The organism is Burkholderia sp. S171, from assembly GCF_009766085.1.
Lineage (GTDB): Bacteria > Pseudomonadota > Gammaproteobacteria > Burkholderiales > Burkholderiaceae > Caballeronia.
This window is the reverse complement of record NZ_LMUF01000015.1, coordinates 96,324-109,948: the sequence shown is the minus strand read 5'-3', so window position 1 is coordinate 109,948 and position 13,625 is coordinate 96,324. Positions and strand designations below refer to the sequence as shown.

The window sequence follows — 13,625 nt, the reverse complement described above, 5'->3', positions numbered from 1 at the left end:
TGTACGTACTCCAATTCGTTGATTGGGCTAGCTATGCGCTCGAAATTGCTTAGGTGAACGTGTCGCCGCCGGGGCCTCGTGCCCTGGTGGTGCTTTTGAAACGGAGAAGTCGAGGATTATCGACCGTTAAGGCGCGGTATCATTCCGGACACTAACCAAAGTTTTTCCTACGAACACCTGCAATATGCGATTCAGTCAACGAAACGGGCTTACTCCCATACCCGAAAGCATTAAGCCGGACGGTATGCCTGCGCCCCTTCGCAACTCCCTATGGAATGCTTTTGACGCGTGGGAGTATCCAACCTCGGAATATGAATTCTTGGCGGTGCTTTGGCGTGACTTTTTCAAGGAACCTATCGACTCCATACCCTCTGTGGGTGGATACGGCGGGACTTCCTACAGGCGCGCTTGGGATCGAATTAGGGAGCAATTCTTCAAGGACGAGTGGCATTTCGTTTACGACTTCCTCGAATTCTGCATGCGGTTTAGGTACGCCGGCGAAAAACTAGCATGGCTTGTAAGTCGCGTTTTGGAGCAAGAGCTAGCAGCCTATCGTATAGTTGATGGACAGTTTGTCCAAATAACGGACGCGCTTGAAATTAGCGCGCTCGAAGCTGCTCTTACAGCGAACAATGATAGCTTTGCCGGAGCAACCAGGCATATCTCTGTCGCACTGGCGATGCTTTCTAACAGGGACAATCCTGATTACAGAAACTGTATCAAGGAGTCTATATCCGCTGTAGAAGCTGCAGCAAAGATCGTGAGCGGAAAGGAAAAGGCAGACTTAAAAGAGGCATTAGCAATTTTGGAGAAATCGGGGAAACTGCATGGTGCATTGCAGAAAAGCTATACATTTTTGTACGCCTACACGAGCGATGCACAGGGGATTAGGCACGCCTTAATGGACGAGCCAAACCTCACAGCGGCCGACGCAAAGTATTTCCTGCTTGTATGCACGTCCTTTGTCAATTATTTGAAGACACTGGCAAAAGGTTAGAAAATTCCATTTTTCCGATAGTCGCCAAAATACAATATTAAAATACAGCGGCAAAGCCCTTCCTCGTCAGTTCCGAGAGTGATTATATACCGGGAGATAGTTGCGCGTGTCTGGTCAGGAGAGGGTCGCCGCACTTTGTTAGCTGTAGAAGCTCCGCAACTTATGTCGGCAGAAAAACGTACCTAACTGTGAAGCGGTGTTGATTTTCGTATCCGCTGAGTATTTTCGTCTGCAACTTGGCGGTTCACGCAGATCATAACGATTCTAGCAAGTGTAGAATACTTTGGAACTTCCACAAAGAGAAACGTAAAACACTATGCTATATAAATATCGCGGACCGATTGACTTCAATAATATCGGCACAAGCAATACGGCGAAAATTTTTAGTGAGGCAGGCCTTTTCTACGCAAAGCCATCAACCTTCAATGACCCTTTCGATGGCATGCTTAACTTCGATTATTCCGCGTCCAAAGAGGAAGCAATTGACTACGTGTTTCGTTCGTTTGGCTACCAACATCGCAGCCGGGGTAGGGACATACCGGTAGACCTCCGTTACGAGGAAGCTAAAAGAACTGTCGACGAAATGTATGATAGAACTATTACGGGAACGTATTGGGACAATGCAAGATATTACAGGGATTTAATGGACTACTACGGCGTCCTGGCATTGTCGGCTGAAAAGCATAACTTACTTCTCTGGGCACATTACGCAGCGAACCACAAAGGTCTTTGTCTTGAATTTGATTGGGGACAGACAGGACTTCCCGCAGTTACCGAAATGGTATACGCAACGAACTACAGGAAGGTCCGTTTCTGGGCACACACCGAGGACGAGCTTGCGATCATTGCACTTTATCAAAAATCAGTTGACTGGAGTTATGAGAGGGAATACCGATCTACAAATCCTACGGTTTTCGAGTGGCGCACTACCAATCCCGATCCGGCTATCATCAAGACGATTGCGACAATCGCGACAAAATCCATAGGTCTCCCAAAGAATCTCATTAAGCGGCTCGAGTTACAACATTATAAAAGCCATAAACATCCGGTTGAGCTGGGATCTTCAAAAATCCTTAATTTTGAAAAAGATTCGTTGAGGTCAGTCTTGTTCGGAATGAGGATGGAACCGGAGGTTCGTGAACGACACAAAGAATTTATCTTGGCTAACGGCTTCAATCCCGAATTCAAAGTTGCCTATCAGCACCCCGACAGATACGCGGTTGAATTCAGAGATGGCTAACTTTTTCGCAATGTGCCTTTTGAAAGCGGCCGCATATGATTATTGGTATAGCGATTATCCTAATCCGCGAAAGCGTGCTCAAATGTTGCATTAAATGCACACGAAAGCCTGAAGCCCTTGTCAAGTAAAGCCGCTGGAGTCCGACCTCACGCACCAAGCTGAAAACGAAGCCTCGCAGTGAAAACTGCGAGGCTTCGTCATTTGCACGGCCGGTTTTTTGAGGCTGAAGCTGCCGCTCGACTCATGCAGCGCGCTGAGTCAGCACTTCATCGATCAAGCCGTAATCCCGCGCCTGATCCGCCGACATGAAATTATCGCGGTCGGTGTCCGCCGCAATCTGCTCCACGCTCTTCCCCGTGCGCTCCGCCATGATCTCGTTCAAGCGTCCGCGCGAATACAGCACCTCTTTGGCCTGGATGGCGATATCGGCCGCGGTGCCCTGCGACCCGCCCGAAGGCTGGTGAATCATGATGCGCGCGTTGGGTAGCGCAAAACGCTTGCCCTTCGCGCCCGCGGTGAGCAGGAATGTGCCCATGCTCGCGGCGAATCCGGTGCAAAGCGTGGACACGTCCGGCCGGATGAACTGCATGGTGTCGAAGATCGCCATGCCGTCGTAGACCGACCCGCCCGGCGAGTTGATGTACAGCGCGATGTCCTTCTCGGGGTTGTCCGCTTCGAGAAACAGCAGTTGCGCGACGATCAGGCTCGCCGTCTGGTCCGTCACCGGCCCCACCAGGAAAATGATGCGTTCGCGCAGCAGCCGCGAATAGACGTCGTAAGCGCGTTCGCCGCGTCCGGAGTGTTCAATGACAGTCGGCACGAGGCCAAGGCTGTGGGGATTCATGGCGTTGCGGTTCCTTGGTTTTTGCTCACTGTGGATGCCTTCAGCCGATATGACGCACAACGCCATCCGTGCGTGACACGCGCTCACGCGATATATTTTTGCCGGTGGCTGTCACATTCACGTGGCGCCAGCCGTCAGGCCGATACAGGGCAAAAGCACGATTAATGAGGGGAACCCCCATGACTGGTGATACGGATATCGATCGCGACACGGCGCAACTCGCCCTCTTCGAGGCGTCGCGCGCGCGGCTGTTTTCGCTGGCTTACCGGATTCTCGGCGTGCGCGCGGACGCCGAGGACGTCGTCCAGGACACGTTCGTGAAGTGGCATCTGCATCAGCGCACGGCGGGTGACGCGGGACACAATGCGCTGGACACACCCGCAGCATGGCTCGCGACGGTCGCAAAACGGACGGCCATCGACCGCTTGCGGCGCCTGAAACATGAGGCGCCGTTGCCGGGCGGGATCAACAATCTCGACAATCTCGACGGTTTCGATTCCATCGATCACGCTCCGTCGGCCCAGACACTCGCGGAACAGGCATCGGATCTGTTCTATGGAATGCGCCTCGTGCTCGACCGGCTGTCGGCGGAGGAACGGGCAGCTTTCCTGCTGCGCGAGGCGTTCGAAGCGGACTACGCGAGTATCGCGAAGATCCTTAACCGGAGCGCCGCGCATTGCCGGCAAATGGTGCATCGCGCGAAAGACCGGGTGCGTGACGATCGGAAATCCAACGAGGCAACGCATACGGCGCATGGAGAAGACGCGATCGAACCATTACTCGATGCCATCGCGCGTCAGGATGTCAGCGCCCTGGTCGCGCTGACGCTTGCCACGGCGTCGGTCCCGTCGCCGGCGTTTGCTCCAGTCGCTCCAGTCTCTGCGACGGCTATCGCCGAGCAGCAGGCGGTCCTGCTGACACACGCGTTGATCGCACGGCTGCGGATCGGCCGCATCGACTTGCAGTCAACCGTTACCGGCGAGCGCGCATCCTCCCTCGTGGCCGTCTGACGCTTTAGCGCGACGACTGCGGTCAATCGATGGGAAAAACCCGCACGAGGCCGCTGGTCAAGCCGCAAACGAATTCTTTCACTTGATGCGTCTCGTGTATCCTGAAAACTGGTGTCTGGAGAGTCCAGGCACCTCGATCAAGGATCCACAATGGCTTTCAACAATCAGGCCGCGACTGTCGCGGTAGGGTCGCGGAGCATGATTACCAGCGGCCTCCTGCCTGTTGGTTTTCGCTTGCACGGGGCAGTCAGGTGAACGAGCCACAACGCTTTACCGTACGGCACACGAGCATCTACCGGTATTCGGAACCGGTGGATTTCGGCGAGCATCGAATGATGTTCCGGCCGAGGTCCAGTCACGATCTGCGCCTCGTCACCATGCAATTGAAGATCACGCCGGAGCCGGCGCGCTTGCGCTGGCTGCACGATATCTTCGACAATTCGGTGGCCGTCGCCACGTTCGATAGCCAGGCCGCGGAGCTGACGTTCGAAAGCGAAGTCACGCTCGAGCACTTCGAAGCACCGCAGCCGGACTACGCGCTCGAGCGCTACGCCGCCACGTTTCCGTTTGCGTACACGAATGAGGAGGCCTCGGACCTGGTCAACGCGCGCAACCGGCCAGAGCCGGACGGCGATGTCGATGCCTGGGCAAAACGCTTTGTCACGCCCGGCGAACCCATGGGCACGATGGCGCTGCTGCGCAAGATCAACCAGGCGATCAACGACGACTTCAAGTACGTTCGGCGCACGGAAAAAGGCGTGAATCGTCCCGCCGATACGTTGCGCCTGCGCACCGGCAGTTGCCGGGACTTCGCTGTGTTCATGATGGACGTGGTGCGCTCGCTGGGTCTGGCCGCGCGCTTCGTCAGCGGCTACATCTTCGTGCCTGAACTGGACGTTCCGCTGGAAACCAAGCGTGACGCCACGCGCGGTGGCGGCGCCACGCACGCGTGGCTGCAAATTTATCTTCCCGGTGCTGGCTGGGTCGATTTCGACCCGACCAACAGCATTATCGGCAACCGTCATCTCATCCGCGTCGCGGTTGCATGGGACCACCATCAGGCCCTCCCGCTATGGGGAACCTGGAACGGCGAGCCCGGCTCGTTCCGCAGCCTCGATGTCGAGGTCAGCGTGACCGAGAACCGCTGATGTCCTCTTCCATAGAAAGGCCACTCCCATGAAACTCCGCGTTGGTTACGAGCTGGTCTACGAGTGTCAGCAGCCGACACCCATGCTTCTCATGCTGAACACGCATTTCTCGTTCGCCCCCCAGGTCTTGCTCGCGGATCTGCTGGTCGTTGATCCGCCGGTGCCGATCTCGCAGTATCGCGATGGCTTCGGCAACCTGTGCAGCCGGATTGTCGCGCCCGAGGGCCAGATAGCGCTGTCGACATCGGCGTTGCTCGAGGTGCCGGATGAGTTCGAAAAACCCGGGCCGCAAGGCGAGCAGCATCCGGTTGAAAACCTGCCCAACGAATGCCTCGTGTTTTTGCTCGGCAGCCGTTATTGCGAAACGGACCTGCTTTCAGACTTCGCCTGGAAAACGTTCGGCAATACGCCACTGGGACGCCCGCGCGTACAGGCTATCTGTGACTTCGTGCACAACCACATTGTGTTCAATTACGCGCACGCGCGGCCGACCAAGACCGCGTGGGAAGCGTATAACGAGCGTCAGGGCGTATGCCGCGACTTCGCGCATCTCGCCGTCACGTTGTGCCGCGCGATGAATATTCCGGCGCGCTATTGCACAGGGTATATCAGCGACGCCGGTATGCCGCCGCCCTACACCGCAATGGATTTCGCCGCGTGGTTCGAGGCTTTTCTCGGCGGAAGCTGGCAGACCTTCGATGCGCGCAACAACGTCCCGCGGATGGGCCGCGTGTTGATGGCGCGAGGCCGCGATGCCGCCGATGTCGCCATCAGCAATACCTTCGGCCCCACCAAGCTGCTCAAATTCGATGTGGTTTGCGAGGCGCAATAACGAGCGGTTTTACTTCGGATATCTAACTTAGATCACGCCGCGCGGAATGAGCTCATACCACCGCGTGGCGGCATCCGTTTCGCCCCGCCTTGCAGCACATTCCCATCCGGAGGATAATTACGGCTGAATATCGTGTGCAGTGAGTCAGCGCAGTAAGCCAGATTCGACCTGCACCGAAAAAGACAATGCTGCATCCTCCCTTACCTGTCCAGTCTCCAGAACACGCGCGAGCCATTGAATTTCAATGGCTTTTTTTCTGGCCTGGACCGATCGGCTTACGCCGTCATCACCTTCCATTGCCGTGAACTTCGACGACTACTGCCAGCAAAAAGCCGCACCCGATGGCTCCAGCACGTACTACGCGCTGCGCCGTGCGCCCGCGGCCAGACAGCCGCTCCTGACAGCGTTTTACGCATTGCGCCGGGAGTTGGAGGACACCGTCAAGGAAACCAGCGACCCGACCATCGGCCGGACCAAGCACGCCTGGTGGCAAAAGGAACTGGCCAGCTTGTTCGGCGGCGAGCCTGCCCATCCCGTGACGAAAGCGATTGCCGCGCATCAGGCGAACACGCCGGTTCTTGATGAGCAAGGACGGGAATCCATCGACAATCTGGTCGATGGATTCAGCATGGATCTCGATCAGGCACGGTATCTCGACTGGACCGATCTGCGGCGCTATCTGGATAACGTCGGCGGCGCGTTTGCGTTGATCATCGCGCGCGCGAGTGCACACCGTCCGGATGATGCAGCGGGTTGGGCCAACTCGCTTGGCACGGCGTTGATGCTGGCGGAGCGCATCGCGGAAATCGGTGACGACGCGCGTCACGGGCGCATTTATCTTCCCATCGATGAGATGCAGCGCTTCAATGTCACCGCGGCCGATCTCATCAATCGCAAATACAGCGATGCGTTTACTGATCTCATGCGTTTTCAGATCGGGCGGGCGCGCGAGGCGCTTAAGCAGTCGCTGGACGCGATCCCCTCGGACGAGCGTTCGACACAGCGTGTGCTGCGGACGCAAGCGGCTTTGTCGTTGGCGTTGTTGGACGAGATAGAGCGCGAAAACTTCCAGGTGCTTCATCAGCGGATTGCGCTGACACCTATTCGCAAACTGTGGATTAGTTGGCGCGTCAGATAGGTTCGCTCGCGCCGGTGGACGGGTTTTGGTTTGGGCGGTTTTGGGGGTAGCGGTCGGGGTCAATGCCGGGTTGCTGCTTTCGGCCTTAGCGGCCTGCTTAGGTTTGCTAATTTCTTTATCGCTTTTAGCCACTGTGCGTGGCGGCACGTCATTTCTTTGTCCAAAGCGACAAAGAAACGAAGCAAAGAAAACGCTTTCAACCACGCTACCCTAAGTGTCCACAGCGTGCAGTTTTCATTCATAGGTGCCCCAAAAGCACGGTGCTCGCCAGAGCGAGGGATGTTTGAACCCCTCCTTCTCCGAACACGGGTTCTGACACGCTTCGCCACCAGTGACTGAACCTGCCCAAGGATCACCCCGCGCTATCCGCGGACAACCGGCCAAAAAACTCAGGCGCGAACCTGGCAATCCGGCATTAACCCCGCCCCCCAACGCGGGCGAACTACACCCGCAGTAACGGCAGTGTCTCGAACTTCTGCCCGAGGACCGCGGTGGAATTCATGCCCCACCACGGCCCCAACACAGTTGCGTACATCTGCCTGAAGTCCACGCCGACCGGCAGATTGCCGTTGCCGTCCAGCCGCGCCAATTCCGGCGCCACACCATGCAAGCCGCCGTTCACGCGGCCGCCCATCACGAAATGCGGCGCGACCGTGCCGTGATCCGTCCCGTTGCTCTGGTTCTCGCGCGGCCGTCGGCCAAACTCGGCGTAGGTCATGATGAGCGTCTCGTTCCATCGGCCCAATTCGACCAGCGCCGAGCGCATCGCAACCATTCCCTCCGATAACTGCTTAAGCAACGCCGCCTGCTGACCCGGCTGGTTCTGATGGGTATCAAAACCATTGAGCGTCAGGCGGATCACCGCAACGCCCTGCCCCGTTTGCGGCACGCCGGCAGGAGTATCGGTCGCGGCCAGCACTTGCATGGCCGTCTTGATCGATGTACCAAATGCGCCGCCCGGAAATTGCGTCTTGAGCGCAAACTGGCCGGCACGCGGACGCAGGCGGTCAGCGGCCTTCACGATCTCGTTTTCCACATCCAGGATATGCGCGAGCGCAGGGTTGCGCTCCTTCAGCGATACCGGCGTCGCAAGCCGCGCCTGTTTCTCAAACTGCGCCGGATTCACGAGCGCAACGGCGCGTGCGCCGTTCGCGAGCGGTCCCATTTCCGCGCTGCCGATCACCACGGCATCGGCAGCAAATCCTGCCGGCACGGGTTGCGCGCGAAATGTGCGCGTGAGCCAGCCTTCGTGCAGATATTGATCGGAGCGCGAGCCGGTATCCCAGATCTCGATGGATCGAAAATGCGAGAGGTTCGGTTGCGGATAACTGACACCCTGCACGATCGCGAGTTGCCGGTCTTTCCAGAGCGGCATCAATGGCTGCATGGCGGGATGAAGGCCCGTGCGCTCGTCAAGCTGGATGACCTGCTCGCGCTTGATGCCGATGCCCGGGCGCAATGCAGCGTAAGCCGGGTCGGCGAACGGGATCACGGTATTCAGGCCGTCGTTGCCGCCCTTCAATTCGACCAGGATCAGCACGTTGCCGTATCCGCTCGAACGCATCTCGACCGGAAGCGGGCTCACTGCGGCAAATACCGAGGGCGCAAGCGCGAAGGCGCCGGCTGCGCCGGTCATCGAAAGGAAATCGCGTCGGTTCATGGGGCCGCCTATTTCAACTGGTACGCAGGGTCCATCAGCAATGCCCGCAGATAGGCGCTGCTGGTGACATCGGGTTCAATGGCGTCGGCGGGAGAAACCGCCAGCACCGCGCGCTGCAGTTGCAATTGCGTCGACAAGTCCGGGCGCGCGTCAGGCGTCGTGTTGTATCCCGCGAGCCATGCATCAAGATCGAAACGCAAACCCGGATGCGGCCGTTGCATCGCCGCAGGTTTCATGGCGGCGTTGGTCATCATGCTGGGCATTGGCGCTGACATAGAACCCGACATCAAACCTGACATCGCGCTCGCCTTCGCATTAGTCGCTGCCGGGTGCATGCCATGCGCTTCGGTCGCGCGGAATAACTGTTCGATGAACTGCTTGCGCGCAAGCAGCGTGGAGCTGTTGATCCAGTTCTCACCGCCCGGCCAGCCCTTTACGTTCGGGGGATAAAAGAGATTCTCACCGAAGTTACGAACCTGGACAGCGAGCGCGGTCACGTCCTGATCGGCATAACCGATATCAAACTCGCGCACAGCGCCAACCACGAATTCCGCGGGTGACTTGATCAGCACGCCGCGGTTGCGCTCATCCCAGAACGCATCCGATAAAAACAGTCCCCGCAACGCTGTCTTGATGTCGTGATGCGACGCGCGAAAACGGTCGGCAATCGGTGCGATCTGAGCCGGGTCCGGCGTCTCGGAGATGAACTCGCGCCACAGCTCGGTCGTGATGAAGGTGGCCGTTTCCGGTTGAGCCAAGAGGATCTCGAGAACCTGATCGCCGTCGAAAACACCCGTCTGGCCGAGGACGGTCTTGTCGCCATCATCGTGGATCTTTGGATTGAATTGATAAGCAAGCGTATTCGGATCGAGCGTCCAACCGGTGTACGCCCGTGCAGCTTCGGTCACGTCACGCTGCGAGTAATGTCCCTCGCCGAGCGTGAACAATTCCATGACCTCGCGACCGAAGTTTTCGTTGGGACGCCCCTTGCGGCTGCCGGCGCCATCGAGGTATTGCAGCATCGCCGGATCTTTAGAGACTGCATGCAGCAGGTCACCGAAATTGCCAAGCGCGTCGCGGCGCAGCAGCGCGTTCTGGCGGAACATGAGCTGTGGATAGTGAACCTTGTCTTCGCCGGACGGAAAGTGATCGTGCCAGAAGAGCGTCATGCGCTCGGTGAGCGGCGAGCGCGTGGTCACCATTTCGCGTACCCACCAGCCGCGCAACTCATCGTAGCGACGGCTTTGTTCGCGCTGGTCGTCACGGCGTTCGTCCTGCGTCCACGCACGGCGCACTTCAACTGGTGGGATCGGCTCCGTGACCCACGCGGGCGGCGCGGTAGACGCTTCAGTCCGGGCGCCGGCAAGCAACGCATCAACGGCCTGCTCTCGGGTCATTCCAATGTACGGGGCTACCTCGCTCGCGTTTGCTTCAAAGCCCGTACGCGTGAGCAGGAAGCGGGCATCGGTGGCATCGAGGGGATCGGCGTCGACCGCCGCCGCTTCCGTCCGATGCACCGTGCGCACGCGGCGCGGCGCGTTGTTTTGCGCTGCCTGAGCCGTCAGCGCGCTGGTCAACATCAAACATAACGCGATGACAAGCGTAACAATACTCACACCGCGCTCGCGCCGATCCAGCGAACCGCGAGCATCGTGGGAATCAGGGTAGCTGAAGGGTTGCATCAAGGAGCGAGTCCGGTGGCCGTGCCAAGTCAATCAACGGCGCGCTACCGGTGCCCGTTGACCACCGATGTCGTTCGGTATCCGTTAAGCGCCGGAAGGCTTTGGCCAAAACCGGAAGTTGGGCCGCACAAAGGCACCGCCTCCGCCGAGCCTCAACGCTTATAGAGGTCCCTGACCGCTTCCTCAATGTGCTGACGCAGCAGCCGCCGTTCATCTGCGGTCATCACGCCGTGTCGCGGAGGCCGCTCGGGCGGTTGCGGATCGATTGGCGGCGGGGGCATGGCCGGCATCACTTGCGGGTCGCGATTACCGTTGAGCGGCTTCTGCATTCGATGTTGCGCACGCATGAAACGGCCATCGAAGCGCTTTCTGGGCTGTTGCGAATTGAAATCAGAACTGTCGCCTGCGGGATTCGAATACCGGGACGCGGAGGGCGAGGATGAAGTTGATGACGAAGATGAAGTCGAAGACATCGACGAATCAGGACGATCGAACGCCGACGAACTGCGATTGGAGGATTGCGAAGCTTGCGCAAGAGCGGTGCGCGCGGCGAACACGGCATAAAACGCGCTAGCAATTAGCGTTAGTCGAATGATGCGCTTGGTGCGCACAGGTATGCGCCGCCGCGCTCCCTTCATGTTGTTCCCTTCGTTGCTCGACAACCGGACAGTCTCAGGCTCTTTGGCGTGCTTGCGTGTCATGCCAGAATCGACGGTTAATGCCGCCATAAAACTGACGCGCAATCGTTGTACTAATGGAGTATCCACCGAATGACGGGCTTAGGTAAAGGAGTGTACGCATAGAACCTTTACGTCGTGCCACACTCGCCGTAAATTTTGTAACTATCTGTTACCTTGGAAATGGAGCAAACTAGCAGCTCTTTCTAATCGCGCTAAGATGCGGGCATGGAAACCAAAAATCCCTCAAAAATACTCGTAGTCGACGACGATCCCCGTTTGCGCGATCTTTTGCGGCGTTATCTCGGCGAACAGGGCTTTAATGTCTATGTCGCTGAAAATGCGCCGTCGATGAACAAGCTCTGGGTACGCGAACGTTTCGACCTGCTCGTGCTCGACCTGATGTTGCCGGGGGAAGACGGACTCTCGATCTGCCGCCGTCTGCGGGGCAGCAACGACCGTACGCCCATCATCATGCTCACCGCGAAAGGCGAAGACGTCGACCGCATCGTGGGCCTGGAAATGGGCGCGGACGACTATTTGCCAAAGCCGTTCAACCCGCGCGAACTCGTCGCGCGGATTCACGCGGTGCTGCGTCGCCAGTCGCCGTCGGAACTGCCGGGCGCGCCGTCCGAAACCACTGAAGTCTTTGAGTTCGGCGAATTTGCCTTGAATCTCGCCACGCGGACGCTGACCAAGAACGGCCAGGAAATTCCGCTGACCACCGGCGAATTCTCGGTGCTCAAAGTGTTCGCGCGACATCCGCGTGCGCCGTTGTCGCGTGAAAAGCTCATGGAACTGGCGCGCGGCCGTGAATACGAAGTCTTCGACCGCAGTCTCGACGTGCAGATCTCAAGGTTGCGCAAGCTGATCGAGCCGGACCCGAGCAGCCCGCGCTTTATCCAGACGGTGTGGGGTCTCGGGTACGTCTTCATTCCCGACGGCGCGGCCTGAGATTTGAGTTCTGATTGAGTTCTGACAAACGCGCCCCGTGCGCGCCACAAGCAAGAGCATTAGCGAACCATGCGGATTGACAGGCGGCTACTGACGCACGCGTTCGGTGGCCTGTTCTGGCGGACCTTCGCGTTGATCGCGTTGTTGATTGCGGTCAGCATCGCCGCATGGTTCCAGAGCTTCCGGGTGATCGAACGCGAACCGCGCGCGCAGCGCGTGGCGCTTCAACTCGTCGCGGTCGTCAAGCTCACCCGTACCGCCCTCCTTTATTCCGACCCTGACCTGCGCCGTGCTTTGCTGCAGGATCTGGAGAGCAATGAAGGGGTGCGCGTGTACCCGCGTGAAACCACCGATAAATATCGCCTTCAGCCCGACGAGTCGCTGAACCGCCTGATCGAGCATGACGTGCGCGGCCGGCTCGGCAACGACACGGTGATCGCGCAATCGGTCAACGACATTCCGGGCGTCTGGATCAGCTTCAAGATCGACGACGATGATTACTGGGTGGCGCTCGACCGCGATCAACTCGATAACGTCACCGGCCTGCAATGGGCCGGCTGGGGCGTCTTTGCGCTGGCGCTATCGCTATTCGGGGCGGCGTTCATTACCAGTCTTGTGAATCGGCCGTTCGCGCGCCTTGCCCTGGCGGCGCGCAGGGTCGGTTCGGGGCAATCGCCTGAGCCGTTGCCCGAGCGTGGCATGGGCGTGGCCGCCGAAACCAATCGCAGTTTCAACCAGATGGTGCAGGACCTCGAACAGCTCGACGCCGACCGTGCACTGATGCTCGCGGGCATCTCGCACGATTTGCGCACGCCGCTTGCACGCTTGCGGCTCGAAACGGAAATGAGTCCGTCGGATGAAGCGACGAAACTTGCGATGGTCGATGACATCGAACAGATGGACATGATCATCGGGCGTTTCCTCGACTACGCCCGGCCGGTGCAGCGCATGGCCGAAGCGGTCGATTTATCGCTGATCGGCGGTGAAATGGCCGCGCGTTTCTACGCGGAAGACGGCGTGCTGATGAAAACCGATCTGGCCCAGGGCGCTATCGTAGAAGGGGACCCGACCGACGTGCGGCGGGTTATCGGCAATTTGCTGGAAAACGCGCGCAAGTACGGGCGCAGCGCTGTGGACGATATCGCCCGGATCACGCTGCAAACGAAGGTCAATCACGGGCGCGTGGAGTTGTCGGTGATGGATGAGGGGGGCGGCATTCCCGAAGATCAGGTCGCGTTGATTACGCGGCCGTTTTATCGCGTGGACACAGCCCGCACGCAGGCCAACGGCACCGGGCTTGGCATGGCCATCGTGCAACGGCTGGTCACCCGGCAGCGCGGCACATTGCGATTGCGCAATCGCCATCCGCACGCGGGTTTTGAGGTGACCATCGACTTCCCGGCGATGGAAAAACGCACTTTCCGCTAACCCGATCTCGTCCGG

At 58.5% G+C, this 13,625-nt stretch carries 12 protein-coding genes; 8 read left to right on the top strand and 4 right to left on the bottom strand.

Annotated features, from left to right (window positions below; all coding sequences use genetic code 11):
* Positions 1 to 184: 184 nt before the first annotated feature.
* Positions 185 to 997, top strand: coding sequence for an AbiJ-NTD4 domain-containing protein (locus tag GSQ93_RS09605; protein ID WP_158935420.1), 813 nt, complete (start codon positions 185 to 187; stop codon positions 995 to 997).
* 316 nt (positions 998 to 1,313) lie between these two features.
* Positions 1,314 to 2,237 (top strand): DUF2971 domain-containing protein, encoded by a 924-nt coding sequence (locus tag GSQ93_RS09600; protein WP_158935419.1) that lies wholly within the window; start codon positions 1,314 to 1,316, stop codon positions 2,235 to 2,237.
* 241 nt (positions 2,238 to 2,478) lie between these two features.
* Here the strand turns inward: GSQ93_RS09600 and clpP are convergent, their stop codons facing one another.
* Entirely contained in the window at positions 2,479 to 3,081 is a 603-nt protein-coding gene (gene clpP, locus GSQ93_RS09595; protein ID WP_158935418.1) for an ATP-dependent Clp endopeptidase proteolytic subunit ClpP, read from the bottom strand.
* A 179-nt stretch (positions 3,082 to 3,260) separates the two neighbouring features.
* Between clpP and GSQ93_RS09590 the strand changes: the two genes are divergently transcribed.
* The 4 genes from GSQ93_RS09590 (at position 3,261) to GSQ93_RS09575 (ending at position 7,209) form a co-directional block, all read left to right on the top strand.
* Positions 3,261 to 4,091, top strand: a complete 831-nt coding sequence (locus GSQ93_RS09590) for a sigma-70 family RNA polymerase sigma factor (protein WP_158935417.1) — start codon at positions 3,261 to 3,263, stop codon at positions 4,089 to 4,091.
* A 251-nt stretch (positions 4,092 to 4,342) separates the two neighbouring features.
* Positions 4,343 to 5,239 (top strand): transglutaminase family protein, encoded by an 897-nt coding sequence (locus GSQ93_RS09585; protein ID WP_158935416.1) that lies wholly within the window; start codon positions 4,343 to 4,345, stop codon positions 5,237 to 5,239.
* 28 nt (positions 5,240 to 5,267) lie between these two features.
* Positions 5,268 to 6,071 (top strand): transglutaminase family protein, encoded by an 804-nt coding sequence (locus GSQ93_RS09580; protein ID WP_158935415.1) that lies wholly within the window; start codon positions 5,268 to 5,270, stop codon positions 6,069 to 6,071.
* Between the two features lie 244 nt (positions 6,072 to 6,315).
* Positions 6,316 to 7,209 (top strand): squalene/phytoene synthase family protein, encoded by an 894-nt coding sequence (locus GSQ93_RS09575; protein WP_174254599.1) that lies wholly within the window; start codon positions 6,316 to 6,318, stop codon positions 7,207 to 7,209.
* A 442-nt stretch (positions 7,210 to 7,651) separates the two neighbouring features.
* On the opposite strand, the gene GSQ93_RS09570 is transcribed toward GSQ93_RS09575, so the two are convergent.
* The 3 genes from GSQ93_RS09570 to GSQ93_RS09560 form a co-directional block, all read right to left on the bottom strand.
* A complete protein-coding gene (locus GSQ93_RS09570; protein ID WP_158935414.1) occupies positions 7,652 to 8,869 on the bottom strand; it encodes a DUF1501 domain-containing protein in 1,218 nt (405 codons plus the stop codon).
* A gap of 8 nt (positions 8,870 to 8,877) precedes the next feature.
* Positions 8,878 to 10,551, bottom strand: a complete 1,674-nt coding sequence (locus GSQ93_RS09565; protein ID WP_254073820.1) for a DUF1800 family protein — start codon at positions 10,549 to 10,551, stop codon at positions 8,878 to 8,880.
* A 152-nt stretch (positions 10,552 to 10,703) separates the two neighbouring features.
* Positions 10,704 to 11,024 (bottom strand): hypothetical protein, encoded by a 321-nt coding sequence (locus GSQ93_RS09560; RefSeq protein ID WP_158935460.1) that lies wholly within the window; start codon positions 11,022 to 11,024, stop codon positions 10,704 to 10,706.
* A gap of 432 nt (positions 11,025 to 11,456) precedes the next feature.
* Here GSQ93_RS09560 and ompR point away from each other — a divergent pair, with 432 nt between their 5' ends.
* Positions 11,457 to 12,182, top strand: a complete 726-nt coding sequence (ompR, locus tag GSQ93_RS09555) for a two-component system response regulator OmpR (RefSeq protein WP_031359745.1) — start codon at positions 11,457 to 11,459, stop codon at positions 12,180 to 12,182.
* A 69-nt stretch (positions 12,183 to 12,251) separates the two neighbouring features.
* Positions 12,252 to 13,610 (top strand): ATP-binding protein, encoded by a 1,359-nt coding sequence (locus GSQ93_RS09550; RefSeq protein WP_158935413.1) that lies wholly within the window; start codon positions 12,252 to 12,254, stop codon positions 13,608 to 13,610.
* Positions 13,611 to 13,625 lie beyond the last annotated feature (15 nt).

Coding starts and splice junctions, on each gene's coding strand:
- GSQ93_RS09605 (WP_158935420.1), top strand. CDS start 185: ATGCGATTCAGTCAACGAAACGGGCTTACTCCCATACCCGAAAGCATT.
- GSQ93_RS09600 (WP_158935419.1), top strand. CDS start 1,314: ATGCTATATAAATATCGCGGACCGATTGACTTCAATAATATCGGCACA.
- clpP (WP_158935418.1), bottom strand. CDS start 3,081: ATGAATCCCCACAGCCTTGGCCTCGTGCCGACTGTCATTGAACACTCC.
- GSQ93_RS09590 (WP_158935417.1), top strand. CDS start 3,261: ATGACTGGTGATACGGATATCGATCGCGACACGGCGCAACTCGCCCTC.
- GSQ93_RS09580 (WP_158935415.1), top strand. CDS start 5,268: ATGAAACTCCGCGTTGGTTACGAGCTGGTCTACGAGTGTCAGCAGCCG.
- GSQ93_RS09575 (WP_174254599.1), top strand. CDS start 6,316: ATGGCTTTTTTTCTGGCCTGGACCGATCGGCTTACGCCGTCATCACCT.
- GSQ93_RS09570 (WP_158935414.1), bottom strand. CDS start 8,869: ATGAACCGACGCGATTTCCTTTCGATGACCGGCGCAGCCGGCGCCTTC.
- GSQ93_RS09565 (WP_254073820.1), bottom strand. CDS start 10,551: ATGCAACCCTTCAGCTACCCTGATTCCCACGATGCTCGCGGTTCGCTG.
- GSQ93_RS09560 (WP_158935460.1), bottom strand. CDS start 11,024: ATGTCTTCGACTTCATCTTCGTCATCAACTTCATCCTCGCCCTCCGCG.
- ompR (WP_031359745.1), top strand. CDS start 11,457: ATGGAAACCAAAAATCCCTCAAAAATACTCGTAGTCGACGACGATCCC.
- GSQ93_RS09550 (WP_158935413.1), top strand. CDS start 12,252: ATGCGGATTGACAGGCGGCTACTGACGCACGCGTTCGGTGGCCTGTTC.